Annotated in this window: 23 protein-coding genes; 13 read left to right on the top strand and 10 right to left on the bottom strand. The window is 70.6% G+C overall.

What is annotated here, in order from left to right; all coding sequences use genetic code 11:
- The first annotated feature begins 96 nt into the window (after positions 1–96).
- Both ligA and AB0I28_RS24855 read left to right on the top strand, forming a co-directional pair.
- Positions 97–2238 (top strand): NAD-dependent DNA ligase LigA, encoded by a 2142-nt coding sequence (gene ligA / locus AB0I28_RS24860; RefSeq protein WP_357497263.1) that lies wholly within the window; start codon positions 97–99, stop codon positions 2236–2238.
- Positions 2239–2334: 96 nt separating this feature from the next.
- A complete protein-coding gene (locus tag AB0I28_RS24855; RefSeq protein ID WP_357497074.1) occupies positions 2335–4422 on the top strand; it encodes an EAL domain-containing protein in 2088 nt (695 codons plus the stop codon).
- 40 nt (positions 4423–4462) lie between these two features.
- On the opposite strand, the gene AB0I28_RS24850 is transcribed toward AB0I28_RS24855, so the two are convergent.
- Positions 4463–5380 (bottom strand): helix-turn-helix domain-containing GNAT family N-acetyltransferase, encoded by a 918-nt coding sequence (locus AB0I28_RS24850; protein ID WP_357497072.1) that lies wholly within the window; start codon positions 5378–5380, stop codon positions 4463–4465.
- A 78-nt stretch (positions 5381–5458) separates the two neighbouring features.
- Entirely contained in the window at positions 5459–5953 is a 495-nt protein-coding gene (locus AB0I28_RS24845; RefSeq protein WP_357497070.1) for an FBP domain-containing protein, read from the bottom strand.
- Between the two features lie 358 nt (positions 5954–6311).
- Here AB0I28_RS24845 and gatC point away from each other — a divergent pair, with 358 nt between their 5' ends.
- From gatC to AB0I28_RS24830, 3 genes are all read left to right on the top strand, one after another.
- Positions 6312–6611: an Asp-tRNA(Asn)/Glu-tRNA(Gln) amidotransferase subunit GatC gene (gatC, locus tag AB0I28_RS24840; RefSeq protein WP_357497068.1), complete on the top strand. Its 300-nt coding sequence runs from the start codon at positions 6312–6314 to the stop codon at positions 6609–6611.
- Positions 6612–6617: 6 nt separating this feature from the next.
- Positions 6618–8096 (top strand): Asp-tRNA(Asn)/Glu-tRNA(Gln) amidotransferase subunit GatA, encoded by a 1479-nt coding sequence (gene gatA, locus AB0I28_RS24835; protein WP_357497066.1) that lies wholly within the window; start codon positions 6618–6620, stop codon positions 8094–8096.
- Positions 8097–8171: 75 nt separating this feature from the next.
- Positions 8172–9062 carry a hypothetical protein gene (locus AB0I28_RS24830; protein WP_357497064.1) on the top strand — a complete coding sequence of 297 codons (891 nt, stop codon included), beginning with the start codon at positions 8172–8174 and terminating at the stop codon, positions 9060–9062.
- Here AB0I28_RS24830 and AB0I28_RS24825 read toward each other — a convergent pair.
- From AB0I28_RS24825 to AB0I28_RS24815, 3 genes are read right to left on the bottom strand one after another with little or no spacing between them, the layout of a single operon-like run.
- Complete coding sequence (locus AB0I28_RS24825; RefSeq protein ID WP_357497062.1) at positions 9037–10140, bottom strand: NADAR family protein; 1104 nt, start codon at positions 10138–10140, stop codon at positions 9037–9039. The two genes, AB0I28_RS24830 and AB0I28_RS24825, sit on opposite strands and share 26 nt — an antisense overlap.
- Positions 10137–10853, bottom strand: a complete 717-nt coding sequence (locus AB0I28_RS24820; RefSeq protein ID WP_357497060.1) for a dienelactone hydrolase family protein — start codon at positions 10851–10853, stop codon at positions 10137–10139. Before AB0I28_RS24820 ends, AB0I28_RS24825 begins: the two co-directional genes overlap by 4 nt.
- Positions 10854–10899: 46 nt before the next feature.
- Positions 10900–12660, bottom strand: coding sequence for an ABC transporter ATP-binding protein (locus tag AB0I28_RS24815; RefSeq protein WP_357497058.1), 1761 nt, complete (start codon positions 12658–12660; stop codon positions 10900–10902).
- 171 nt (positions 12661–12831) lie between these two features.
- Here AB0I28_RS24815 and AB0I28_RS24810 point away from each other — a divergent pair, with 171 nt between their 5' ends.
- From AB0I28_RS24810 to AB0I28_RS24800, 3 genes are all read left to right on the top strand, one after another.
- Complete coding sequence (locus tag AB0I28_RS24810) at positions 12832–13326, top strand: MarR family transcriptional regulator (protein ID WP_357497056.1); 495 nt, start codon at positions 12832–12834, stop codon at positions 13324–13326.
- 47 nt (positions 13327–13373) lie between these two features.
- A complete protein-coding gene (gene gatB, locus AB0I28_RS24805; protein ID WP_357497054.1) occupies positions 13374–14867 on the top strand; it encodes an Asp-tRNA(Asn)/Glu-tRNA(Gln) amidotransferase subunit GatB in 1494 nt (497 codons plus the stop codon).
- 76 nt (positions 14868–14943) lie between these two features.
- Positions 14944–15579, top strand: coding sequence for an NUDIX hydrolase N-terminal domain-containing protein (locus AB0I28_RS24800; RefSeq protein WP_357497052.1), 636 nt, complete (start codon positions 14944–14946; stop codon positions 15577–15579).
- Between the two features lie 80 nt (positions 15580–15659).
- Here the strand turns inward: AB0I28_RS24800 and AB0I28_RS24795 are convergent, their stop codons facing one another.
- Positions 15660–16550 (bottom strand): GNAT family N-acetyltransferase, encoded by an 891-nt coding sequence (locus AB0I28_RS24795; protein WP_357497050.1) that lies wholly within the window; start codon positions 16548–16550, stop codon positions 15660–15662.
- A gap of 87 nt (positions 16551–16637) precedes the next feature.
- Here AB0I28_RS24795 and AB0I28_RS24790 point away from each other — a divergent pair, with 87 nt between their 5' ends.
- A complete protein-coding gene (locus tag AB0I28_RS24790; protein WP_357497048.1) occupies positions 16638–16997 on the top strand; it encodes a VOC family protein in 360 nt (119 codons plus the stop codon).
- Positions 16998–17053: 56 nt separating this feature from the next.
- On the opposite strand, the gene AB0I28_RS24785 is transcribed toward AB0I28_RS24790, so the two are convergent.
- The 4 genes from AB0I28_RS24785 to AB0I28_RS24770 form a co-directional block, all read right to left on the bottom strand.
- The gene (locus AB0I28_RS24785) at positions 17054–18814 is read right to left on the bottom strand and encodes a metallophosphoesterase (RefSeq protein WP_357497046.1); all 1761 of its coding nucleotides are present in this window, start codon (positions 18812–18814) and stop codon (positions 17054–17056) included.
- 22 nt (positions 18815–18836) lie between these two features.
- A complete protein-coding gene (locus tag AB0I28_RS24780) occupies positions 18837–19967 on the bottom strand; it encodes a PQQ-dependent sugar dehydrogenase (protein ID WP_357497044.1) in 1131 nt (376 codons plus the stop codon).
- Between the two features lie 84 nt (positions 19968–20051).
- Complete coding sequence (locus AB0I28_RS24775; RefSeq protein ID WP_357497042.1) at positions 20052–20966, bottom strand: 2-hydroxyacid dehydrogenase; 915 nt, start codon at positions 20964–20966, stop codon at positions 20052–20054.
- Positions 20967–21009: 43 nt separating this feature from the next.
- The gene (locus AB0I28_RS24770) at positions 21010–21348 is read right to left on the bottom strand and encodes a PH domain-containing protein (protein WP_357497261.1); all 339 of its coding nucleotides are present in this window, start codon (positions 21346–21348) and stop codon (positions 21010–21012) included.
- A 191-nt stretch (positions 21349–21539) separates the two neighbouring features.
- Here AB0I28_RS24770 and AB0I28_RS24765 point away from each other — a divergent pair, with 191 nt between their 5' ends.
- From AB0I28_RS24765 to AB0I28_RS24750, 4 genes are all read left to right on the top strand, one after another.
- Positions 21540–22619, top strand: a complete 1080-nt coding sequence (locus AB0I28_RS24765) for an exo-alpha-sialidase (RefSeq protein ID WP_357497040.1) — start codon at positions 21540–21542, stop codon at positions 22617–22619.
- Between the two features lie 2 nt (positions 22620–22621).
- Positions 22622–22906 carry a ubiquitin-like small modifier protein 1 gene (locus AB0I28_RS24760; RefSeq protein WP_357497038.1) on the top strand — a complete coding sequence of 95 codons (285 nt, stop codon included), beginning with the start codon at positions 22622–22624 and terminating at the stop codon, positions 22904–22906.
- A 223-nt stretch (positions 22907–23129) separates the two neighbouring features.
- A complete protein-coding gene (locus tag AB0I28_RS24755) occupies positions 23130–23333 on the top strand; it encodes a hypothetical protein (protein WP_357497036.1) in 204 nt (67 codons plus the stop codon).
- A gap of 210 nt (positions 23334–23543) precedes the next feature.
- Positions 23544–25022, top strand: a complete 1479-nt coding sequence (locus AB0I28_RS24750) for an amino acid permease (RefSeq protein ID WP_357497034.1) — start codon at positions 23544–23546, stop codon at positions 25020–25022.
- Positions 25023–25042 lie beyond the last annotated feature (20 nt).

Here is a 25042-nt window from a genome sequence, read left to right as displayed (position 1 = left end):
TTCGCCTCTGGAGTCGCCGACACTACGGGCGAGGGGTGACGGTCACGACGGGATCGAGACCCCGGGCACACCAAAATGTCGGAAGTTCCTGCGATGATGTTCGGCGTGAACAGTGACGCGACCTCCACCCCGGATCAGTCGGCGGCGGCCTCGGACACCCCGGTTCCGCAGGATCTCGACGCCGCGCGCGCCCGGCACGCGGCCCTCGCCGCCGAGATCGACGAGCATCGGTACCTGTATTACGTGCGCGACGCCTCGATCATCTCCGACGCGGAGTTCGACGCCCTCATGCGCGAGCTCATCGCCATCGAGGAGGCGCACCCCGAACTGGTCACGCCGGACTCGCCCAGCCAGAAGGTCGGCGGCTTCACCACCGACTTCGCCTCCGTCACACACGCCGAGCGCATGCTCAGCCTCGACAACGCGATGAACGACGAGGAACTGAGCGCCTGGGCGGAGCGGATCCACCAGCAGGTCCCGCGCGTCGACCTCCTCTGCGAACTCAAGATCGACGGCCTCGCGCTCAACCTGACCTACGAGAACGGCCGCCTGGTTCGCGGCGCGACCCGGGGCACCGGGACCGTCGGCGAGGACGTCACCGCCAACGTGCGCACCATCGCCAACATCCCCGACGTGCTCACCGGCACCGAGGAGTTCCCGGTCCCGGAGTTCATCGAGGTCCGCGGCGAGGTGTACTTCCCGGTCGCGGAGTTCGCCGACCTCAACGCCGCCCTGGTCGCCGACGGCAAGCCGCCCTACGCCAACCCGCGCAACACCGCCTCGGGCAGCCTCCGGCAGAAGGACCCGCGGGTGACGGCCAAGCGGGCCCTGCGGATGACCGTCTACGGCATCGGCGCCGCGCGCGGCTTCACGCCCACCGCGCAGTCGGAGTCCTACGCGGCGCTGACGGCCTGGGGCCTGCCCACCAGCGAGTACTTCAAGGTCGTCCCGGACATCGATGGCGTGCGCGCCTACATCGCCGAGTACGCCAAGAAGCGCAACCGGCTCGTCCACGAGATCGACGGCGTCGTCGTCAAGGTCGACCAGGTCGCCATCCAGCGCCGCCTCGGCTCGACCAGCAAGGCCCCCCGCTGGGCCATCGCGTGGAAGTTCCCGCCCGAGGAGGTCACCACGCCGCTCCTCGACATCCGCACCAACGTCGGCCGCACTGGCCGCGTGACGCCCTACGCGGTCCTGGAGCCGGTGAAGGTCGCCGGATCGGTCGTCACCTACGCCACGCTCCACAACGCCGACGAGGTCGAGCGCAAGGGCGTCCTCATCGGAGACCGCGTGGTCGTCCGCAAGGCCGGCGACGTCATCCCCGAGATCGTCGGCCCGGTCACCGAGGCCCGCACCGGCGACGAGCGCGCCTTCGTGATGCCCTCGACCTGCCCGTCCTGCGGCACCGCGCTGCACCGCGAGAAGGCCGACGACGTCGACCAGCGCTGCCCGAACGCCGAGTACTGCCCCGGGCAGGTCAAGGAGCGCATCCTCGCCGTCGGCGCCCGCCGCGCCTTCGACATCGAGGTGCTCGGCGAGAAGTCGGCCGGCGCCCTGTTCGACTCCGGCGTGGTGGGCAACGAGGGCGACCTGTTCGCGCTCGACGAGGAGAAGCTGCTCGGCTGCCCGCTGTTCGTCACCAAGGACGGCCACCTCAGCGCCAACGGCCGCAAGTTCCTCGCCAACCTCGAAGAGGTCAAGAGCGTCCCGCTCGCCCGCGTCATCGTGGCGCTGTCGATCAGGCACGTCGGACCGGCCGCCGCGCGCGAACTCGCACGCGAGTTGGGTTCGCTCGACACCATCATGAACGCCTCCGTCGAAGAGCTCGCCGCCGTCGACGGAGTGGGGCCGCGGATCGCGGAATCCCTTGCGGCGTGGTTCATCGTCGGCTGGCACCGCGAGATCGTGGAGAAGTGGCGAGCGGCCGGTGTGCGCATGGAAGACGAACGGGTGGAGACCGACGGCCCTTCGCTGGAGGGTGTGACCGTCGTGCTGACCGGTACCCTCGAACAGTACTCAAGGGACGGTGCGACGGAGTTGGTGCAGGCGGCGGGCGGGAAGATGTCCGGGTCGGTGTCGAAGAAGACCAGCTTCGTGGTCGTCGGCGAGTCACCCGGTTCGAAATACGACAAGGCGCTCAAGCTCGGTGTCCCGGTTCTCGACGAGGCCGGTTTCGCGGCTCTCCTGACCTCCGGTCCCGAGGCCGCCGCGCAACTCGCGCGTCACCAGGCGCAATGATCGTCGTTGCTCAATGGGGGGAATCGCGGTAGGACTAGGAGACGCAATCCTGGCTGACGCGTGTCAGTTGCCGGCTTCGACGTCTGGGAGGGGCTTATGACGTCGATGAACTTCCGCAATACCGCCCCACCGAACCGCGCCGGGATCTTCTTCGGGTACGTCGGTCTGGTGATGGCGGTCAGTGCGGTGATCTTGACGTTGACCGCGCCTTCGATCGGGGACGTACTGGCGGTCGCACCGGCCGCCTTCTGGGCCCTGGCCGTTCTCGCGGTCGTGGTCGACGCGCTTCCGCTGTCCCCGCCGGGGCCGCGGCAGTCGGCGATCGTGGTCATGTCCACCTGTTTCAGCTACGCCATCCTGTTCGGATGGGGCCTCGGCCCGGCGATCGTTGTGCAGATCCTGGCCACCGCCGTGTCCTCTTGGCGCTGCCGGTACACCGTCTGGCGCGCCGGGTTCAACGCCGCCCAGTACACCCTGTCGCTGAGCGCGGCGTGGCTCGTACTGATCGCCATCAACGGCACCGAGATGGTCGCGCCGAACGTTCCGCTGCCCGCCGAGGTGCAGACCCTGGTGGCCGTCGTCGGCAGCGCCGTCGCGTGGCTGCTGGTCAACCACACGATGGTCAGCCTCGCGGTGTTCCTGCGCTTCGGCAGACCTTTCTGGAAGGGCTTCCTGGGCAACCTCGGCAACGACACGCTCGGCGACGGCGCGCTGCTCGCGCTCGGGCCGGTGCTGCTGACCGCCGCGATGCACAACGTGTGGCTGACGCCGCTGATCGCACTGCCGCTGTACGGGGTCTACAAGAACGCCCGCCTGTCCAACGACATGGAGGACCTGTCGCGGACCGACCCGCTGACGGGGCTGCCCAACCGCACCGCCCTCCAGCGCTGGGTCGACGCGGAGATCGCCTGGTACCGGGAGCGCGGGGGAGGCGTCGCGCTGCTCGTGTGCGACCTCGACCGCTTCAAGGCCGTCAACGACGCCATGGGGCACGCGATCGGCGACCAGTTGCTGATCGAGGTCGGCAGGCGCCTGTCGGCCAACATCCGCGAGGGCGAGCACCTCGCCCGCCTCGGCGGGGACGAGTTCGCCATCGTCGTCACCGGCGCCGCGGCCGACCCGGTGCAGGTCGCCGAACGTCTCGGGGCGGCGCTCAACGAGCCGGTCCAGATCGGTGAGATCACCATCGACGTGGCCGGCGCGATCGGCGTGGCCAGGTGCCCCGAGCACGGCACCGACTTCGAGGCCCTCATGCAGCACGCCGACGTGGCGATGTACGAGGCCAAGCGCCGGGGCGACCCGGTGAACGTCTACGCGCCGGAGTCCGACCAGAACACCCCCGAGCGCCTCAGTCTCCTCGGGGATCTGCGCCGGACGCTGGAGGACGACGCGCTGCCCGGCATCGAGCTGTACTGGCAGCCGCAGGTGTCGATCCTGACGGGTGAGGTCCTGGGCGTCGAGGCGCTGCTGCGCTACCGGCATCCCAAGCAGGGCAAGGTCGACCCGGAGGAGCTGATCAGCCTCGCCGAGCACAGCGCGGTGATGCGCCTGCTGACCTTCCGCGTCCTCGACAACGCCATCCAGCAGCTGGCGACCTGGTCGAAGGAGGGCCTCGACCTTCGGGCCTCGGTCAACGTCAGCGTCCGCGACCTCCAGAACCCGACCTTCGTGGAAGGGCTCACCAGGCGCCTGGTCGCCAACGACGTCGCGCCCTCGCAGCTCCAGCTGGAGATAACCGAGAGCGCCCTGATGGCCGACCCGCGCCGGGTGCTGACCACGCTGAAGGGCCTCGAAGCGCTCGGTGTGGCCTTGAGCCTCGACGACTTCGGCACTGGTTTCTCCTCGCTTCAGCACCTGCGCAGGCTGCCGGTGTCGGAGGTGAAGATCGACCGGTCCTTCGTGCTCGGTATGGACAACGAGAGCGGTGACGACGCGGCCATCGTCCGCTCCATCATCGATCTGGCGGGCTCGCTGGGCCTGCGGGTCGTGGCCGAAGGGGTCGAGGACGAGACCACCTGGCGCGCGCTGGCCGTGCTCGGCTGCGACATCGCGCAGGGCTGGTTCCACGCCCGGCCGATGCCCGCCGACCAGCTGTCCGGCTGGCTGCACCGCTACCGTCCGCCGAACCTCCTGCTTCCTCCGGTGCGGGCCGCCGAGCCCCTGGGGCCGGCCGCGGGATCCTGAGCGTGCGCGCGGCCACGGTGAGAGCCGTGGCCGCGCGCTCTCACAGCAGCTTCTCCCAGTGCTGGTCCACCACGGAGTGCCCGTGCCCGCCGACCTTGTCGACGCGAGCGAATCCCGCGCGCTCGTAGATGCGCCGGGCGGCGTGCAGGTCGCCGTTCGTCGACAGCACCATGCGGCGGTACCCGACGCGCCTGGCGAAGTCGACGCACTCGTCGACCAGGCGGAAGCCGATCCCCGTTCCCCGCGCCCACGGCTCGACGAGCAGCACGCGCAACCGGGCGGTCTCGGCGTCCTCGGCCAGGCACATGACGCTGCCGGCGCGGTCGCCGTCGACCTCGGCGATCCAGGTGCGCTCGCGGTCGGGGTCGTGGCCGCCGGCGGAGGCGAAGTCGGCGACGATCCGCGCGCAGACGCCCTCGAAGGTCTCGTCGAAGCCGTGCTCACCGTTGTAGAGGACACCGTGGCGGTAGGCGATCCAGCCGTAGTCGCCGGTGCGGGCGGTCCGGACGGTGACCTGTCGTGGGGTCGGGCCGTCGAGGATGTCGCGGGCGGTGGTCAGCGAGCGCACGAGCCGCTCGCGGTCGGAGGGCGTCAGGGATTCGAGCAGTTCGGCGACCTGGTCGTCGGTGCGGCCGTCGAGGGCGGCCTGGGTCTTGCGGCCCTCGGGGGTCAGCGTGAGGATCTGCTGCCGGGCGTCGTGGGGCGAGCGGTCGCGGGTGACCAGCCCGTCGGCGTCGAAGCGGTGGAGGATCCGGCTGAGGTAGCCGGCGTCGAGGTCGAGCTCCTTGCGCAGGGCGACCACGGGCATGGTCTCGCGCTGCGCGAGCTCGAAGAGGACGCGCGCCTCGGTGAGGGTGTGACCGCTGTCGAGAAGGCTCTCGCCGAGCGTGCCGATGACCTTGGTGTAGAAGCGGTTGAAGGACCGCACGGCGGCGATCTGGGGAGTGAGCTCGGACATTTCTCTGCCTCCGTCAATGAAATCCTTGACTCCGGCAACGATATGTCCGCGGGCGTGAGCCGCGCAACCCCCGGGCGCTCAGCCGTGCAGAACCTCGTCGAAGAAGCGGTCCAGCCGTGTCCGCACACCCGCCACGCGCTCGCCGACCGTCAGTGTCCCGTCGAGCTGCGTGTCGGCGGTCGCCTTCTCCAGCCGCGCGTTGCGCGAGCAGCCGAGGTCGTTGCAGATGTAGGTCCCCACGGAGTTCCAGTCGCGGCTGTCGGTCTTCGCCCGCCGCGCGGTGAACAGCGACACCGACCCGCCCTGCCGGGTCGAGCGGCACAACCCGCACATCGCCGAGACCCGCCGCGCCTTCGGTGAGTCGGCGACCCGCAGCGCCATCCCGACCGGCTCACCGTCGCGCCACGTCACGATGTAGGACCGCAGCGGTGCCTTCGGGTCGCGCCAGCCCAGGAAGTCGACGCGGTCCCACGCGACCTCGTCGAGCTTGCCCGGCAGGGTCAGCTTGTCGGCCTCCCCGCGCGAGCAGTTGGTCATCGAGCGGCGGATCTGTGCCTCGGTCAGCGGGTCCACGGCGATCTCCTTCACGTCGGACGCGACGCACGACGTTACCGGCGCGCCCGGCGAACCCGCGACCGATTTGATCGACTTCACTCGGCCCTATGCCGACACAGATCGTCGGGCGGCGACCTTGCAGTCATCCTGCGGCCGCGACGCCCGGCCGTGCGTCGCGGAGTGGCCGACGCCGGCTTCGCCGGGGCGCCGGGACGGCCGCCACCGCCGCCCGGAGCGGGCGGCGCCGGGTCCGCGCCGGGGTCAGGAGGGAACTCCCGCCCCCGGCCCATCCCCCCTCTGAGCCCACGCCGACCGGCGCCATAGACTCAAGCGGCCATACGAAACCGCCGAAACCGCTGGCCGAGGGGACCCACCGATGTCTGCCATCTCCCGTGACGAGGTAGCGCACCTGGCGCGCCTCGCGCGGCTCGCCGTGACCGAGGACGAACTCGACAGGTTCGCCGGGCAGCTGGACGGCATCCTGCAGTCCGTCGCCCGGATCGGTGAGGTGGCCGCCGACGACATCCCGCCCACCTCCCACTCGGTCCCGCTCACGAACGTGCTGCGCGCCGACGAGCCCGAGCCCTCGCTGGGCCGCGACGCCGTACTGGCCGGCGCGCCCGATTCCGCCGAGGACCGTTTCCGGGTGCCCCGCATCCTGGACGAGGAGGAGTAGCACCCGATGAGCGACGTAACGAGCCTCAGCGCGACCGAGATCGCCGCCCTCATCGCCGACGGAAGCGTCTCGGCGAGCGAGGTCACGGGCAGGTTCCTGGACAAGATCGCCGCCGAAGACGGTGACGTCCACGCCTACCTGCACATCGACGCCGACGGCGCCCGCGCGGCGGCCGAAGCGGTCGACACCGCCCGCGCCGCCGGCGAGAAGCTCGGCCCGCTGGCCGGCGTGCCGGTCGCGGTCAAGGACGTGATGACCACCAAGGGCGTCCCGACCACGGCCGCCTCGAAGATCCTCGAAGGCTGGATCCCGCCCTACGACGCCACCGTCGTCGAGCGCCTCAAGGCGGCCGGCACGGTCATGCTCGGCAAGACGAACATGGACGAGTTCGCGATGGGCTCCTCCACCGAGTACTCCGCCTACGGCGCCACGCGCAACCCGTGGGACCTCGGCCGCATCCCCGGCGGGTCCTCGGGCGGCAGTGCCGCCGCGGTCGCCGGCGGCCTCGCCCCGATCTCGCTGGGCACCGACACCGGCGGCTCGATCCGGCAGCCCGGCGCGGTGACCGGCACCGTCGGCGCGAAGCCGACCTACGGCGGCACCAGCCGCTACGGCCTGATCGCCTTCTCCTCCTCGCTGGACACCCCCGGCCCGTTCGCCCGCAACGTCCTCGACGCGGCCCTGCTGCACGAGGTCATCGCCGGTCACGACCGCCGCGACTCGACCTCGATCCCGCAGCCCGTTCCGCCGGTCGTCGAGGCCGCTCGTGAGGGCGCCCGCGGCGACCTGTCGGGCATGCGCCTCGGCGTGGTCCGCGAGTTCGGCGAGACGGAGGGCGCCGAGCCCGGCGTCATCGCCGCCTACCAGGCGGGCGTCGACACCCTGGTGAAGCTGGGCGCGGAGATCGTCGAGGTCTCGTGCCCGCACTTCTCCTACGCGCTGCCCGCCTACTACCTGATCTCCCCGAGCGAGTGCTCCTCCAACCTCGCGCGCTTCGACGGCGTCCGCTACGGCCTGCGGGTCGGCGACGACGGCCGGCACTCGCTGGAAGAGGTCATGGCCCTGACCCGCGAGGCCGGTTTCGGCCCCGAGGTCAAGCGCCGGATCATGCTGGGCACCTACGCGCTGTCCTCGGGTTACGTCGACCAGTTCTACGGTCAGGCGCAGAAGGTCCGCACGCTCATCAACCGCGACTTCACCGCGGCCTTCGAGCAGGTCGACGCACTGGTCTCGCCGACCACGCCCTTCGTGGCGTTCCCCTTCGGCTCGCGGACCGGCGACCCGGTGCAGATGTACCTGGCCGACCTGTACACGATCCCGTCGAACCTGTACGGCGGCCCGGCCATCTCCGTTCCCTGTGGACTCTCGGAGGGCCTGCCGGTCGGCCTGCAGATCATGGCGCCGACCATGCGCGACGACGTGATGTACAAGGTCGCCGCCGCGTTCGAGACCACGCAGACGCCGCTGGTCCCGCCCACGCGCTGATCCCACCGCACGTCAACGGCCGCCCGGTGTACCGGGCGGCCGTTTTGTCGCACGGCCCGACTACCCTCGCCCACCATGTCCGACGATGATTACGAACCCACCGGCCGCGCCCTCTTCGACGAGGAGGAGTGGGAGGCCTTCGTGGACGCCGTCACCTCGGTGCTCTACGGCTACGGCGCCGAGGACCAGGACGTCGAGTCGGGGACCCTCGAACTCGCCGCGGGCCAGCCGGTCGAGATCTACTACTTCGACCTCGACCCGCTCGCCGCGCTGTGCCGGCAGAGCCCTCGCGAGGAGTGGCGCCGCATCTGCAACGACCGGATCGACGCCTGGTGCGACGGCGCCGACCAGCGCGCGTGGATGGTGGAGGTGGGTTTCGCCGAGGCCGCCGAGACCCTGGACGTGTGGCTGGCGCACGAGCCGCAGACGATGTTCGTGGAGAAGGAGCCGGGAGCGGTCAACCCCGACGACCCCTATTCGGTGCGGGTCGCCGAGGGCCTGTACGCGGCCTTCACCGTCGAGGCGCCGGAGAACGAGGTGACCGATGAGCTGCGCACCTGGGTGTCGAAGGGCGTCGTCGAGGCGTGGGGCGTCGACGACGAGACGCTGCTGGAGGCCGCCCGCGCCCGCATGCGCCGGCAGCCGGCACCGGTCTGGCACCGCCGTGAGTACCCCGTGCGCGATCGTGACGGTGCGAAGGTCAACGCGCGCGCTCTCTCGGCGCAGGCCCACGAGGACGCCGAGTCGCCGCTGGCGGGCTGGATCCTGCTGCTCGACGAGATCCTGACCGACAGCGTGCCCGACTCCATGTCCGTCGGCGTTCCCGCCAGCGACAAGCTCTTCGTGGCGGCCGAGCACGTCGTCGCGCAGCGCATCCCCAAGTATTACGACAGCGGCCACACCGACGGACGCCAGCCGGTGTCGCCGCTGGCCTACCCGCTCAGCGCAGTACGTCGCCGACCTTGAGCTCGGCGCGGACGACTTCGAGGAGGCGGCCGATCCAGTTCGTGCCGCCCGCGCACCAGTAGTCGCCACCCATGCCGGTGTAGACGATCCGCCCGTCACCGGTGGCCAGCAGGATTGCGGCGAGCGCTGGGTGTGCGCTGAAGTTCGCACGCAAGAGGGCCGCCATGACCGCCAGCCGTGCCTCGGGCCAGCCTTCGCGCCGGGGCACGGCCGCGGCGAGCTTGTCGGCGTCCCAGCCGCGTTCGGCGGCTGCGATGCGGTCGTGTGCCTCGGGGTCGGTCGTGGACAGCGCCCAGTAAGCGTGGGCGACGCTGGGGTAGTCACGGTCGCGGAAACGGATCGGTGCGGGGTATTCGATCTGGAGCGCCTCGGTTCCCGGGACCGTCGGCCACCCGCTCGGGTAGATCGTGCCGCTGATGGCGACGGTCGGCGACGCCGGGGTCTTCGGGCCGTCGGCGGGGACTTTCGCCTTCCACGCGGCCTCCGCCTCGGCCTGCTCGGTGAAGTAGTGCCGCGCCCGTTCGTGAAGCTCGGCGGTGACCGTGAACTCGCGGTCGCGGGACTTCACGTGCTCGCCGACGTCGGTGATCGCGATGCGGTAGAACCGGTCCAGGTTGTCCATGTCGCCGAGATACCTCCGCAGATGCTCGGGCACGGCGTGATACGCCTCGCGCAGGGTGAAGCGCTTGTCCTCGCTCGGGTCGGCTGCCCAGGCGCGGGCGGAGGCGAGGCACCGCCACCGGGAGTCGGGGCGGCCGTTGAGCAGCTCGATCTCGTCGGCGACCTCGCCGAGCAGCATCGGCGGGGTCAACGCGGAGTGCGGCGCGGCGAAGGTCCAGGCAGCGAGATGGTGTGCGGATGCCCGAGCGCCCTCGGGCGGCGCGACCGAGATCCGCCCCGACGCGAGTTCGGTGGCAAGCCCGTCCAGGTTCAAGTGCCCCGAGCAGTGGATGACGCCGTCGGCGTAGATCTCCAGGTCGGTGAGGAAGTGGATACCGCCGTTGTTCACGAACACCGGGCGCCGGGTGCCCTCGACGCGGACCCCGTCGACCTCGCGCCAGGTCCTGTTGCGGCTCACCCCAGTCGCTTCCGCAGCGCCGCCACGACCCGCTCCCAGGCGTCGTGCGCGACGGCCTCATCCCATTCGGGGCGGTCTTTGCACATGAACCCGTGCTTCACACCGGCGAACCGCACCCGCTCGTGCGAGACGCCGTAGTTGGTGAGCCGCTGCCCGATCCGGTTCCACTCGTCGTCGCCGATGAGGTGGTCGTCGGCGCCGGCGAGGATCATCACCGGCGTGCCGTACGCGGCGATCGAGGCGGCGTCGGCCAGCGGCGGCTCGGGCTCGGCGAGGGGCACACCGCCGTCGATGGTCCAGCCGCCGTAGAAGTCGACGGCCAGCACGTAAGGGGCAGCCGTCGCCGCGAGGAGCGCGATGTGGCCGCCGAGGCTGAAACCGACGATCGCCGGCACGGCGTCCCCGGCCAGCGCGCGGGCGGCCTCCAGGTCGGCCAGGACGTTCTCCCGGCTAAGACCGCGCATGTGCTCCATCGCCTCGGCCCGGCCCTCGTCGTCGTAGCCGAACTCCAGCCGGGGCCCGGCGCGCCAGTAGAAGTCGGGCGCGGCGGCGGTGTAGCCCCGACGGGCGAGGGAGTCGCACATGTCGCGCACGTGCCCGCTCACACCGAAGATCTCGGCGGCCACCAGGACCGTCCCGCGCGACTCGGCGGGCGTGGCGACGTAGGCCGAAAGCCCCTCGTCGAGAGTGGTCCAGTCGGTGGTCACCTGCATGTCGGTACTCCTCGTTCACGCGGCGTGGGGAGGTCACGGTAACCCGTCACCGCACGGCGGGTTCCCCCACGTCGTCGGCCCAGTCCTCGATCGCGTCCTGCGCCAGCAGGTCGGCGTACTTCCCGCCGAGGGCGACCAGTTCGGCGTGCGTCCCCCGCTCGGCGACGCGCCCGGCGTCGAGGACGACGATCTGGTCGGCGTCGCGGATCGTGGACAGCCGGTGGGCGATGGCGATCGTCGTACGGCCCTGCGCGAGCGCGTCGAGGGCCGCCTGTACCTCCTGCTCGGTGCGAGTGTCGAGAGCGCTGGTCGCCTCGTCGAGGATCAGCACCGGCGGGTTGCGCAACACCATGCGGGCGATGGCCAGCCGCTGCTTCTCACCGCCGGAGAAGCGGTAGCCGCGCTCGCCGACGACGGTGTCGTAGCCCTCGGGAAGGCCTGCGATGTGCTCGTGGATGCGGGCGGCGCGGGCGGCGGCCTCCAGCTCGGCGTCGGTGGCGCCGGGTTTGGCGAAGCGCAGGTTCTCGGCGATCGAGGCGTGGAAGAGGTGGGTCTCCTGGGAGACGACGCCGACGGTGTCGGTGAGGCTCTCGAAGGACAGGTCGCGTACGTCCACGCCGTCGATGGTGACCGCGCCCCCGGTGACGTCGTAGAGGCGGGCGACGAGGTAGCCCAGCGTCGTCTTGCCCGAACCGGTCGCGCCGACGACGGCGAGGCTGGTCCCGGGCGCGACGGTCAGCTCGATGTCGCGCAGGGTCGGGCTGTCCTCGCGGTAGGCGAAGCCGACGTGGTCGAAGCGGACCTCGCCGCGGACACCGGAGAGGGTCTTGGGGCTGGGCTTCTCGGTGATGTCGATGGGCAGGTCGAGGTAGTCGAAGATGCGCCCGAACAGGGCCATCGAGCTCTGGAGCTGGACGCCGGCCGACATCAGCGACATCAGCGGGCGGAACATGCGCACCTGCACGGTGGTGAAGGCGACCAGGGTTCCGATGGAGACCAGGGCGTCGCCGGAGGCCGCGGCCACACCGGCGGCGAAGTAGACGAGGGCGGGGATGACGCCGAAGAAGACCTGGATGCTCGCGAAGCGCCACCGGCCGGCGAGCTGGGTGTTGACCTCCAGCTGGGCGAGGCGGTCGGACTCGCCGGTGAAGCGGGCGACCTGGGCGGGGCCGCGGCCGAGGGTCTTGCCGAGCAGGATGCCCGAGACCGACATGGACTCCTCGACCAGCGAGGTCACGTCGGCGAGCTGCTGCTGGCGGCGGGCGGCCAGGGCGCGGCGCTGCTTGCCGACGCTGCGGGCGATCCACACGAACAGAGGGATGGTGGCCAGGCACATCAGGGCCAGGCGCCAGTCGAGCAGGAGCATGGCGGCCACGGCGGCGATGAGGGTGGTGGTGTCGCCGACGAGGTTGCCGACGGTGTTGGTGAGGACGGAGTCGACGCCGCCGATGTCGTTGTTGATGCGCGACTGGACGTCGCCGGTGCGGGTGCGGGTGAAGAAGCCGAGGGACATCCGCGACAGCCGGTCGTACACGCTGACGCGCAGATCGTGCATGACGCGCTGTCCGACGATGTTGGCGATCCAGGACTGGAGGACGTTGCCGGCCGCCCCGGCGACGGTGACGATGAGGGTGGCGACGGTCAGCCATGTGAGCAGTTCCACGTCGGCTTCGGGGATGGCCACGTCGAGGATCTGCTGGAGAAGGAATGGGGACACCGCGGTGAACGCTGAAGTGACCGCGATGATGAGGAGCATGAGGCCGAGCCGGCCGCGGTACGGGATGAAGAGGCGCGAGATACGCCGCATTTGTCTTGGTTTCCGTGCGGATTTCGCTCCGCTGAGCGCTGTGATGTCTGCTGTCATGATTAGGAGCTTAGCTCTTTACGAGCTAACCTCGCAATAGGGCGTGCGCCACGCCGCACGGACGGTGACGGTCCATCACGTACGCTCAGCCCAGACTCACCACAGGAGCCAGCGATGCCGACCACGGACGCAACGCAGCCGCACGTCGAAGAGGACGTCATCGGCGATCTCACCCACCTCTTCTTCCGGTTGGGGCGACGGGTTCGGCACCGCGCGAACAAACAGCTCGCCCCCACCGGCATGACGGCCTCACAGGCGCGCGCCCTGCGCACCATCGACTTCCACGGCCCGCTGCGGATCGTCGACCTCGCCCGCAAGCTCGACATCGGCGCCCGCTCGGCCGGCGACATCGTCGACATGCTCGTCGACGGCGGCTTCGTCGAACGCAACCCCGACCCCGACGACCGCCGCTCCATCCGCGTGTCGGTCAACGACGAGGGCTCGCGCCGCGCCGAGGAACTGCGCCAGATGCGCCGCGAGGGAGCCGAGGAGATCTTCACGACCCTCCCCGCCGGCAAGCAGCGCGACCTGCTCGCCCTCCTCACCGAACTCGAGGCGGCCTCCCGGCCGGAGTGCTCGCCCCAGCAGGCCGAGCCGAAACCCGGCTAATTAGGCTGGGGAGTCGCAACGCGTCGCAACTGACCGGAAGGCCGATGATGAGCACCAGCACCCTGCCGTCGTACGACGACGTCGTCGCCCGCTATGAGCCCGTCATCGGGCTGGAGACCCACGTGGAACTGGGCACCCGGACGAAGATGTTCTGCGGGTGCCGCACCGAGTTCGGCGCCGACCCCAACACCCAGGTGTGCCCGGTCTGCCTCGGACTTCCCGGCAGCCTCCCGGTGGCCAACGCCGCCGCGATCGAGGCCACCATCCGCATCGGGCTCGCGCTCAACTGCGACATCGCCGAGTGGTGCCGCTTCGCGCGCAAGAACTACTTCTACCCCGACATGCCCAAGAACTTCCAGACCTCGCAGTACGACGAGCCGCTGTGCGGGGAGGGGTACCTCGACGTCGACGTGAACGGCGAGACCGTGCGCATCCCGATCGAGCGCGTTCACCTCGAAGAGGACACCGGCAAGAGCCTGCACGTCGGCGGCTCCACCGGCCGCATCCACGGCGCCACCGAGTCGCTCGTCGACTACAACCGCGCCGGGATCCCGCTCGTCGAGATCGTCACCAAGCCCGTCGCGGGCACCGGTGCGCTGGCGCCCGAGGTCGCCCGCGCCTACGTCACCGAACTGCGCGACGTGATCCGCTCCCTCGGCGTCTCCGACGTGCGCATGGAGCAGGGGTCGCTGCGCTGCGACGTCAACCTCTCGCTGAACAAGGCCGGCGAGGAGTGGGGCACCCGCTCGGAGACCAAGAACGTCAACTCCCTGCGCAGCGTCGAGCGCGCCGTCCGCAGCGAGATGCTGCGCCAGGCGAGCGTCCTCGACGAGGGCGGCCGCATCGTCCAGGAGACCCGCCACTTCCACGAGGACTCCGGCGACACGACCTCCGGGCGCAGCAAGGAGACCGCGACCGACTACCGCTACTTCCCCGAGCCGGACCTGACGCCCCTGGCGCCCGACCCGGCGTGGGTCGCCGAGCTGAAGGCCGCGATGCCCGAGCTGCCGCGCGTGCACCGCAAGCGGCTCCAGGCCGACTGGAACATCTCCGACCACGACATGGCCTCGATCATCAACGCCGGCGCGACCGAGCTGATCGAGCAGACCATCGCCGCCGGCGCGAGCTCGGAGTCGGCCCGCAAGTGGTGGCTCGGCGAGCTCTCGCGCCGCGCCAACGAGTCGGGCACCGAGCTGTCGGCGATGCCGATCACGCCGGCCCAGGTCGCCGAGCTCCAGTCCCTCGTGGACGGCGGCAAGGTGACCGACAAGATCGCCCGCAGCGTCATCGAGGGCGTCCTGGCCGGTGAGGGCGGCCCGGCCGAGGTGGTCGCCTCGCGCGGCCTGGAGGTCGTGTCCGACACCGGCGCGCTGACCGCCGCGATCGACGAGGCCATCGCGGCCAACCCCGCCGTCGCCGAGAAGATCCGGGGCGGCAACCACGCGGCCGCCGGTGTGCTCATCGGCGCGGTCATGAAGGCCACGAAGGGCCAGGCCGACGCCAAGGCCGTCCGCGAACTGGTCATCGCCCGCCTGTCCTGACAATCGTTCATCCGACGACCGGCCCGACGTGACCCGTCGGGCCGGTCGTCGCGTTTCGCACCCCTTGGGAGACGAGTTGAGCAGCGACCCGGGCAGACGCCTCGCGGAGTTGTCGGCCGAGATCCGCGCACTGGCGGCCAACGGCCTTCACTACGCCGAGGATCCGTACAACAAGGCGCGCTTCGAGCGGCTGCACGAGATCTCCGCCGAAGTGCTGTCCATCGTGGACACCCGTACCGCCGGTGAGATCACCGAGGAGTACCGCGGCGCCCTCGGCCACCGCACGCCCAGCGCCGCCGCCGACGCCGCCGTCTTCGACGACGACGGGCGACTCCTGCTGGTCCAGCGCGCCGACGGCTCCGCCACCTGGTGCATGCCCGGCGGGATCTGCGACGTGGGGGAGAGCCCTTCGGAAGCGGCCGTGCGCGAGTGCCGGGAGGAGACCGGGCTGGAGGTGGAGGCGCGGGAACTGATCGGGCTGTACGACAACAGGAGGCTCTACGATCACCGGCCGGCGTTCCACCTCTACATTCCGGTGGTGCGCTGCGAGGTTGTCGGCGGCGAGCTGGGGCTGAGCAACGAGACGCTGGACTTCGGGTGGTTCACCGAGGCCGAAGCGGCGGGGCTGACATTGTTCCGGGGCTATCGGACGAAGGTGGCGGACGCGTTCCGGCACCTTCGCGGCGAGCTGGGGTGGGCGGTGCTGCACTAAGGGTGGGTGCGGGGCCGTGTTCGCAAGCGAGTCCATCCGGACCGGCCGCGAGCCCTCCGCCCGCACCCCCAAGCCAACCCCTACCCGGCCCCCAAGTCGAACTGGTACGTCACCTCCCGATGCGTCTCCCGGTACCCGAACCGGTCGTTCACCGCACGCATGTACCCGTTGCTCTCCGCCGTGTCCGTCAGCAGCCCGCCCAGCCGCGGGTGCGTTCCCCGCGCCTGGCGGATCGCCTCGGCCTTCATCCACACACCGAGGCCGTGGCCGCGGTGTTCGGGCAGGACCGCGGTCCCGTAGTGCTGTCCGTCGCCCTCGCCGTTGCCCGCGACCACCAGTTCGGTGAACCCGACGATGGACCCGTCGTCTTCGGCGACGGCGGCGACGGTGTGGAGCAGCTCCCCGCGCTTCTCGACGGCGGCGGCCGCTTCCCGCACGCGCTCGACATCCCAGACGACGGTCCCGTAGTCGGTGTCGTCCATGGGCATGTCGTCCATGGCCCGGCGGGAGTCGGCGTAGCTCTGCGCCAGGTCGCCGGGGACGGTTCCGGTCCACGACGTCAGCCGGTACCCGGGGTGGGGGTGCCCGGCGGCCTCGGCGACGGCGGTCATGTCGGCCTCGTCGAGGCCGAGCCGCGCGAAGACCAGCGTCAGCACCTTCCGGGCGCCCTTGGCGGCGAGGAACGCCTGCCCGGGGGAGTCGGCGCCGGCCGAGGCGGTCACCGCCCTCCTGGCCTCATCGCGGGCGGCGGCCAGGGCGTGCTCCAGCAGCGCCGACCCGGCGCCCTTGCGGCGTTCGGCGGGGTGGACGGTCAGGTCGAGTTCAGCGAGGTGGTCCTGGCCGGGCTGTGTGTGGACGCGCAGGAACGCCGAGCCGAGGGGCACGCCGTCGCCGTCGGCGGCGAGCCACGCGAGGCGAAAGGAGGCCGGCCGACGGTCGGGGTCGGTGAGCGGGATGACGCGAAGAGACAAGGCTGCTCCGGGGTGGGGCGGGAAAGGATCGACGCACAGAGTAGCGATCTCGGCCTTTCCGGCCCAACGCATTGTTACCGTCGCCCCATGGAACGTGTGACAGGCATCGGCGGAGTCTTCTTCCGCGCCGCCGACCCCGAAGCGCTCGCCGCCTGGTACGAGGCCAACCTCGGCATCACCGGCCCCGCCAACGGCCGCCTGCCCTGGCTGCAGGACGCCGGCTACACCGCATTCAGCCCCTTCCCCGCCGACACCGAGTACTTCGGCCGGGAGCAGCAGACCATGCTGAACTTCCGCGTCCACGACCTCGACGCGATGCTGGCGCAGCTGCGCGCGGCCGGCGCCGCCGTCGAGGACGGAGTCGTCGAGGAGAGCTTCGGCCGCTTCGGCTACGCCGCCGACCCGGAGGGCAACCGCTTCGAGCTCTGGCAGCTCCTCGACGGCTAGGCCTCGTCCTGTGGGTGCCGCAGCTCCGCAACGATCCACCGGACACGCCCCAGGGTTCAGCTCCCCGACGGCGCGGGCGCCGACGGCGCCGAGGGATCGGTCTGCGGCGGCGGGACCACGCCGTCGGCGATCCCGTCGATCACGTTGCGCTGCAAGGTCACCTCGGTCTGCCCCGCGCCGCCCAGCGTGATGTCGTCGTAGGCCTGCAGCGAACGGTCGTCCTTGCTGAAGTACAGCACCGACAACTCCAGCGGCGTGGGCGTGTCCCCTTCGAGACCGCGCAGGCCCGCGCCACCGGTGGATCCCTGGACCATCAGCCTGGTCGTCGAGTCGGGCATCACCGTCACCTCCCGCGCGTGCCGGTGCCCGGACAGCACCAGCGGCGTCAGGTCCGCCAGCGGCCCGGCCGAGACCGGATCGTGCACGAGGCACACGTCGACGGGAACATCGGAGTCCTCGACGACGTCGGCGAGTTCGGCGCCGGAGTTGTACATGACCTGCTCCTCGCGCAGGTCGCCGGGCGCCGAGGTCTTGTCGGGCGTGAAGCGCGGGTCGCCGATCCCGGCGAACGTGAGGCCCGCGACGGTGACGGTGTCGCCGTCGAGGACGATCGCGTTGTCCTGCGCGGCGACGGCCTTGGCGGTGGCCTCGGAGTCGTGGTTGCCGCGAATGTAGATGTAGGGGACCGGCAGTGCCCCGATCGACGACGTGTAGGCCTTCGCCTCCTGCTCGGTGCCCCAGTCGGTGATGTCGCCGGTGTCGACGACGGCCTCGATCTGGAACTGCTCGACGACCGTGCCGATCACCGACCACGCCGAGGGGTTGAGGTGCAGGTCGGACACGTGCAGGATCCGCACGGTGTTGGGGTCGGCGTCGAAGGTCGGCAGGGTGCTGGCGGTCGTGTAGAGCTGCGCGGCGTTGGTGACCATCCGCTGGAGCTGCGCGCGGTACTCCTCGTAGCGGTCGGCGATCTTGCGCGCGTCGCCGACCACGGCGGGCGCGTTGGCCAGCAGGCCCTCGTAGCGAGGCTCCTCGATCGACTGCGGCCGCAGCGTTCCGGCGGCCAGACCGACGACCGCGACGGTGAGCGCCAGCGACAGCGCACCGCAGATCGCCGAGCGCCGCACCGATCGGAACAGCAGCCCGCCGAGCACCAGCCCGGCGAGGGCGGCACCGGCCGCGGCCCGCAGCGCCACCGAGATCAGTCCGCTGATGAGGTCCTCGGCGACGGTCGCGCTGGCCTTGTTCAGCCCGTCGGGATCGGCGACCAGTGCCTGCGTGCGGGCCTGGTCGAGGGAGTCGAGGCTGACGCTGAGCTTGAGGGGCCCGGTGTGGCTGTCGAGGGTCAGCGAGCCCAGCGGCGGCAGCGCCACCCAGGTCTCGCCGGTCACCGAGGGCTGTACCTCCAGCGAGGACTGGAACGGCCCGATCGGGATCGACGCCTTCCCCGCGAGGGTCACCCCCAGGACGGATCCGACGAGCGCGACGGCCATGAGCGCCAGCGCGATCGCACCGCGCCGCACACCCCGGTTCCCCCGCGCCCAGCGCCACATCCGTCGGCCGCCGCGTCCCAGGTAGGCGAGCCGCGCGGCGACCGGCCCCTCCTTGAAACGCTCCCAGGACGTGTAGCGCCACTCCTCGAACTCGCGACCCCAGCGCGCCATGTCGCCGCGCCACAACCGGGCCGTCAGCGAACCGGCCCAGGCGAACACGCCCGACACCGAACCCGCCGCCCGCGACCCCCGGACACGCTCCAGCGCCGAATGCGGCCGTCGGTCCTGCTCGTGCGGCTCGCCTGCCTGGTCCACGTCGCCCACCCGATCGCCTTCTCCGAGAATGTCAAGCCTTGCCGATACCCGAACTGCCCGCGACTATGCGCAGAATCTTGTCGTCGCCGGGTGCCTCCTCGCCGCGACCGTCCTTGTTGGACGTGCTCACCCAGATCGAGCCGTCGGGCGCGACGGCCGCCGCCCGCAACCGCCCGAACTGCCCCTCCAGCGCCGACTGCGGGTCACCCGACACGCCGCCCTTGCCGTCGAGGCCCACCAGCCACAGGCGCTCGCCGCGCAGGCAGGAGGTGATCAGCAGGCTCTCGCTGATCGCCGCGCCCGAGCAGGAGGCCTCGTCGGTGCTCCAGGTGACCAGCGGGTCGACGTACTTGGAGTCGCCGCCGGTGCCCTCGACCTCGGGCCAACCGTAGTTGCCGCCGGCCTCGATGAGGTTCAGTTCGTCCCAGGTGTCCTGGCCGAACTCGATGGCGAACATGCGCTCGTCGGCGTCCCAGGCGAAGCCCTGTACGTTGCGGTGGCCGTAGGAGTAGACGAGGTTGTCGAAGGGGTTGCCCGGCGCTGCCTTGCCGTCGGGCTTCATCCGCAGGATCTTGCCGCCGAGGCTCTTCTTGTCCTGCGACAGCTCGGTCTGGTAGGTCTCGCCGGTGGAGGCGTAGAGGAATCCGTCCGGCCCGAAGCCCAGGCCGCCGCCGTTGTGGTTGGCGCCCTTGGGGATCCCGGTGACGATCGGCTCGGGCGTCTCGCCGAGCTTCATCCGCGCGATCCGGTTGTCGGAGGCGGCGGTGTAGTAGACGTAGACCAGCTCGTCGGTCTCGTAGTCGGGGGAGACGGCGATGCCGAGCAGCCCGCCCTCGCCGGAGGGGTCGGCCTCCTCGACGGTCTGCACGTCCCCGACCGTCCCGTCGGCGGCGATCGAGCGGATCTTGGCGGTGTCGCGCTCGGTGAACAGCGCCGACCCGTCGGGCAGGAACGCGATCGCCCACGGGACTTCGAGGTTGTCGGCGACGATCTCGGCGACGGCGCTCTCGCCCTCGGAACTCGTCGACGGCTTGGGGAGGTTCGGCGGCTCGCCGGGATCGCTGGGCGGCGGATCACCGAAAGCGCAGGCGGACAGCAGCGACACCGCGGCGAGCGCGGCGGCGGCGCCGAGGATGCGGGAGCGGGCAGGCCGTGAGGTCACGGGCACCAGCGTAGTCACGCGAGCCCCGTCCCGCCCGTCTCGCCCGCCGGGTGCGCGGACGCAGCCCGCGCACCCAGGGTGCTTTCAGTACCCGTCGGTGACGACGTTCTCCAGGGGTTCGCCCGCCGCGAGGCGACGGACCTGGGCGCCGATCAACTCATAGGCGCGGCCGGTGATGCCCGGCACGTTCCCGCCGACGTGCGGGGTGATCAGCACATTGTCGAGCTCCCACAGGCCGTGGTCGGAGGGCAGGGGCTCGGGGTCGGTGACGTCGAGAGCGGCCCCGATGCGGCCCGCGGCCGTCTCGGCCAGCAGCGCGTCGGTGTCGGCGACCTTGCCGCGGGCGACGTTGACCAGCAGCGAGCCCGTCCGCATCGCGGCCAGGAACTTCGCGTCGACCAGGCCCGTCGTCGCCTCGGTGAGGGGGACGACGATCACCACGATGTCGGCCTCGGGAAGCAGTTCGGGCAACTCCTCGACGGAGTGCACGCCCTCGCGGGCGGTCCGCGCGACCCGCACGACCTCGGCGTCGAAGGACTCCACCCGGCGGGCCACCGACTCGCCGATGTCACCGGCGCCGACGATGAGCACCTTCTTGCCCCACAGGAACTCACCCTCCACGCGGTCCCACTCCCGGGCGGCCTGGGCGCGCGCGAAGTGGGGGAAGCGGCGCAGGTGGGACAGGATCGCCGTCAGGACCCATTCGGCGGTGGCGACGGTGTGGACGCCCTTGGCGTCGCAGAGGGCGACGCCCTCGGGCATCACCGGTTCCCACACCTCGGCGCCGGCCGACATCAGCTGTACGACCTTGAGCGAGGTCATCCGCTTGAGCATGTCGGTCGCGCCGTGCTCGGCCATGTAGGGCGGCACCCAGAACGCGACGTCGGCGGGGTCGGAGGGCGGTTCGGCGTCACCGCCGGGGTAGACCTCGATGGTGACGCCGTCGGGAACGGCCCCCATGCGGCCGAGGCCCTCTTCGTGAGCGATCCAGATCTTCATGCCGCCCATACTGCCTCGCGCCGGGCGGGAGGGCGGAGAGGGTCTAGTCCTCGGTGTCGTCTTCCTCGACGTCCTCGGCGACCAGCTCGCTGCCCGAGGCGGCGATCAGGCGGGGGAGGTCCTCGCGGCGGACGGCCGGCAGCGGAACCCGCACGCCCTGGTGCAGGATCGCGAAGGCCTGGCGGCGGGCGACGCCGAAGGCCTCGATCTCCGACCAGGCGAACCTGCGGCTGCCGACGAGGCCGCGCACGCGCAGGCCGTCGCCGGTGGCGTCGACTCCCGAGCGCCACGCCCACACGGCGATGCCGACGGGGATCAGCAGGATCGGCGTGAGCCACCACTCCGACAGCGCCAGGGGCGTGCCGCCCACGAAGGTGAGCATCGCGGCGACCCAGAGCGCGCCGGTGTGGCGGAAGCGGACCCGCGTCCCAGGGGAGGCGGCGGAGATGTTCACGGTGGTCACGTTCCCGATGGTCCCACAGTGCCGTACCGGCCCGTACGGCCACGTCGGGCGCTTGTTTTGTCATACCGTCGTGCTTGCGTCATGGCGGACTTCTGCCGAAAGGAGTGATCATGACCTATTTGCTGGCCATCGGAACGGGCAAGGGCCTGTTCCTGGCCACCTCGCAGGACCGTCGCAACTGGGAGGTGTCGACACCGTACTTCGCCGTCAGCGGCGTGTACGCCGTCGGCATCGACACCCGGCGGTCGACACCTCGCCTTCTGGTGAGCGCCGACAGCGCCCACTACGGCCCGAGCGTCTACCTCAGCGACGACCTGGGCAAGAACTGGGACGAGTCGCACGACACCGCACCGATCGCCTTCCCTCCGGACACCGACGCGACCTTCAAGAGGGCCTGGCAGTTCGCCTTCGGCCCGGAGGAGGACGTCGTCTACGCCGGTTCGGAGCCGTGGGCGCTGTGGCGGTCGGAGGACCGAGGCCGCACATACGAACTCAACCGCCCGCTGTGGGACCACCCGCACAGGGCCGAATGGAACGAGGGCGCCGGCGGGCCGGCGATCCACACGATCGTCCCGCACCCGACCGACCCGGCGAACATGCTCATCGCCATGTCCACCGGCGGCGTCTACACCACCACCGACGGCGGCCGGAACTGGACGGCGTCGAACACCGGCGTCAAGGCCGAGTTCTTCCCCGGCGACCGCCAGTACCCCGAGTTCGGGCAGTGCGTGCACAAGGTCTCGCGCGACTCGCAGGTAGCCGAGCGCCTCTTCCTGCAAAACCACGGCGGCGTCTACCGCAGCGACGACAACGGCGCGACCTGGAACGACATCGCCCCGGGACTGCCGACCGACTTCGGCTTCTCGATCCTTGCCCACCCCAAGCGCGGCAACGTCGCCTACAACGCGCCGGTCGCCTTCTCCGACAACCGCTTCCCGGTCGACGGGACCCTGCGGGTGCACCGCACGGAGGACGGCGGGGCGAACTGGACGGCCCACGACGTGCTCGACGAGCCCTACTACGGGATCGTCCTGCGCGACGCGCTCTCCACCGACTCCGCCGAACAGCCGGGCATCTACGTCGGCACCCGTGTCGGCGACGTGTTCGTCTCGACCGACGACGGCGACAGCTACGAGAAGGTCGTCGGCCACCTGCCGGACGTGCTGTGCGTCCGCGCCGCGGAGGTCTGAGGATGGCCGTCTCGGTGCTGATCCCGGGCGCGCTGCGCGTCGACGCGGCGGGGGAGTCGAAGGTCAGCCTCGACCTGCCCGACGGGGGAGTCCTGCGCGACGTCCTCGACGGCCTCGCCGCGAACCATCCCCGCATCGATCGCCGTCTGCGCGATGAGAAGGGCGGGCTGCGCCGCTACGTCAACATCTACGTCGACGGTGAGGAGTGCCGCCGCGCAGGCGGGCTCGACACTCCGGTCATGGAGGGTTCCGAGGTGCAGATCCTGCCCTCGGTGGCCGGCGGCTGAGCCGGAGGCGTTCACGGCGGCCGGGGTGACAGCGGCCGCCGTGGACGTTGCGCATCACCGACCGCATGCCAATGCGCATATCGGCACAAGATCACCATTGACGCCATGTCGGACGCTCGCGACGCTCATTCCTGGTAGCCGCCTCACGTCCCACCGTGAGCGAGGCGGCGGCCACGGCAACCGCGGCTTCGAGGTCGCGGACCCCCAGGGAGAGAGAAGAGCCATGAAGACTTTCGGAAAGCTCGGCGACAAGCTGTTATCCGCTCTGGTTCCGGCGAGTACGGCCGCGGCGGTCTGCCCGCCCGACTGCATCCAGGAACGCCAGAAGTCCGACGGCAGGTGTCGCTACCGCACCTGCTGCTATCGCGGTGTGCCCTGCACGTGGACCTGCGGTACCTGGAGCGGCTGGGGAGCCTGCACCTCCTAGGTCCAGCTCGGCCGCACGAACGGCAACGGACCCCATCGCCTCGGCGGTGGGGTCTTTCGTGCGTCGCCGTTCACTGTCCGCGCCTTCCCGTGGCCGTGCATGAATCCGGACGATCCGGGTAACCCGCCTCGACACCCCGCAGCGTTCACTCACCTTTTGAGTGATATGTGGTGGAATCACCCCAGCATCCCCACGGACGGGCAGGTGACCATGACGAACCAGCTCTGGCGCACGAAGAACATCGAGCAGTCCATCGCCGACTCCGAGGAGCCGAGCCACCGCCTCAAGCGCGAGTTGACCGTGTGGGACGTGATCGTCTTCGGCATCGCCGTGGTGATCGGTGCCGGCATCTTCACCATCACCGCCAGTACCGCCGGTGACATCACCGGCCCGGCGGTCTCGCTGTCCTTCGTCATCGCCGCGGTGGCCTGCGGCCTGGCCGCGCTCTGCTACGCCGAGTTCGCCTCGACCGTCCCGGTGGCCGGCAGCGCCTACACCTATTCCTATGCGACCTTCGGTGAGTTCGTCGCGTGGATCCTCGGCTGGGACCTGATCCTGGAGTTCGCGCTGGCGGCGGCGGTGGTCGCCAAGGGCTGGTCGTCCTATCTCGCCGAGACCTTCGAGCTGCTCGGCTTCGGCGTCTCCACGACCTCCATCGCGGGCTTCGAGTTCGACTGGGGCGCCGCGCTGGTCGTGGCGGTGCTGACGACCCTGCTGGCGCTCGGCACGCGCCTGTCGTCGCGGGTCAGCCAGGTCATCACGGCGATCAAGGTCGCCGTGGTGCTCTTCGTGATCGTCCTGGGCATCGGCTACGTCAGCACCACGAACTACTCGCCGTTCATCCCGCCGGCGCAGCAGCCGGGAGACGGGCACGGCGGCGTCAACCAGTCGCTGCTGTCGTCGGTCTTCGGCGACGTCGGCAGCACCTACGGCATCTTCGGCATGCTCGCCGGCGCCTCGATCGTGTTCTTCGCCTTCATCGGCTTCGACGTCGTGGCGACCACCGCCGAGGAGACCAAGAACCCGCAGCGCAACCTGCCGCGCGGGATCATCGGCTCCCTGGTGATCGTGACCGTCCTCTACGTCGCCACCGCCCTGGTCGTCACGGGCATGGTCCCCTACACCGATCTCCAGACCGGCGCCGACGGCAGCAAGGCGACGCTGGCGACGGCCTTCGCCATCAACGGCGCCGACTGGGCCGCCACGATCATCTCCGTCGGCGCGCTGGCCGGCCTGACGACCGTGGTGATGGTGATGATGCTCGGGCAGAGCCGGGTCGCCTTCGCCATGGCCCGCGACGGTCTGCTGCCGCGCAAGTGGTCGGTGACCGGAAAGCACGGAACCCCGATGCGCATCACGATCGGCGTCGGCGTGGTCGTCGCGGTCGCCGCGGGCTTCTTCCCGGCCGGCCGGCTTGAGGAGATGGTCAACGTCGGGACGCTGTTCGCCTTCGTGCTCGTCTCGGCCGGTGTGCTGATCCTGCGCCGGACCCGGCCCGATCTCCCGCGCGGCTTCCGTACTCCGTGGGTGCCGGTGGTCCCGGTCCTGGCGGTGCTGGCCTGCGTGTGGCTGATGGTGAACCTGACCGTGCTGACCTGGATCCGCTTCCTGATCTGGATGGCCGCCGGGGTGGTCATCTACTTCATCTACGGCAAGCGTCACTCAGTCCTTGGGCGTCGAATCCCATGATGTGAGAAGTGGGAGACTGG

Source organism: Phytomonospora sp. NPDC050363, from assembly GCF_040655735.1.
In the GTDB taxonomy this organism is placed as follows: Bacteria; Actinomycetota; Actinomycetes; order Mycobacteriales; family Micromonosporaceae; genus Phytomonospora.
The sequence above is the reverse complement of the archived record's forward strand: the minus strand, read 5'-3'. Positions and strand labels throughout refer to the sequence as shown.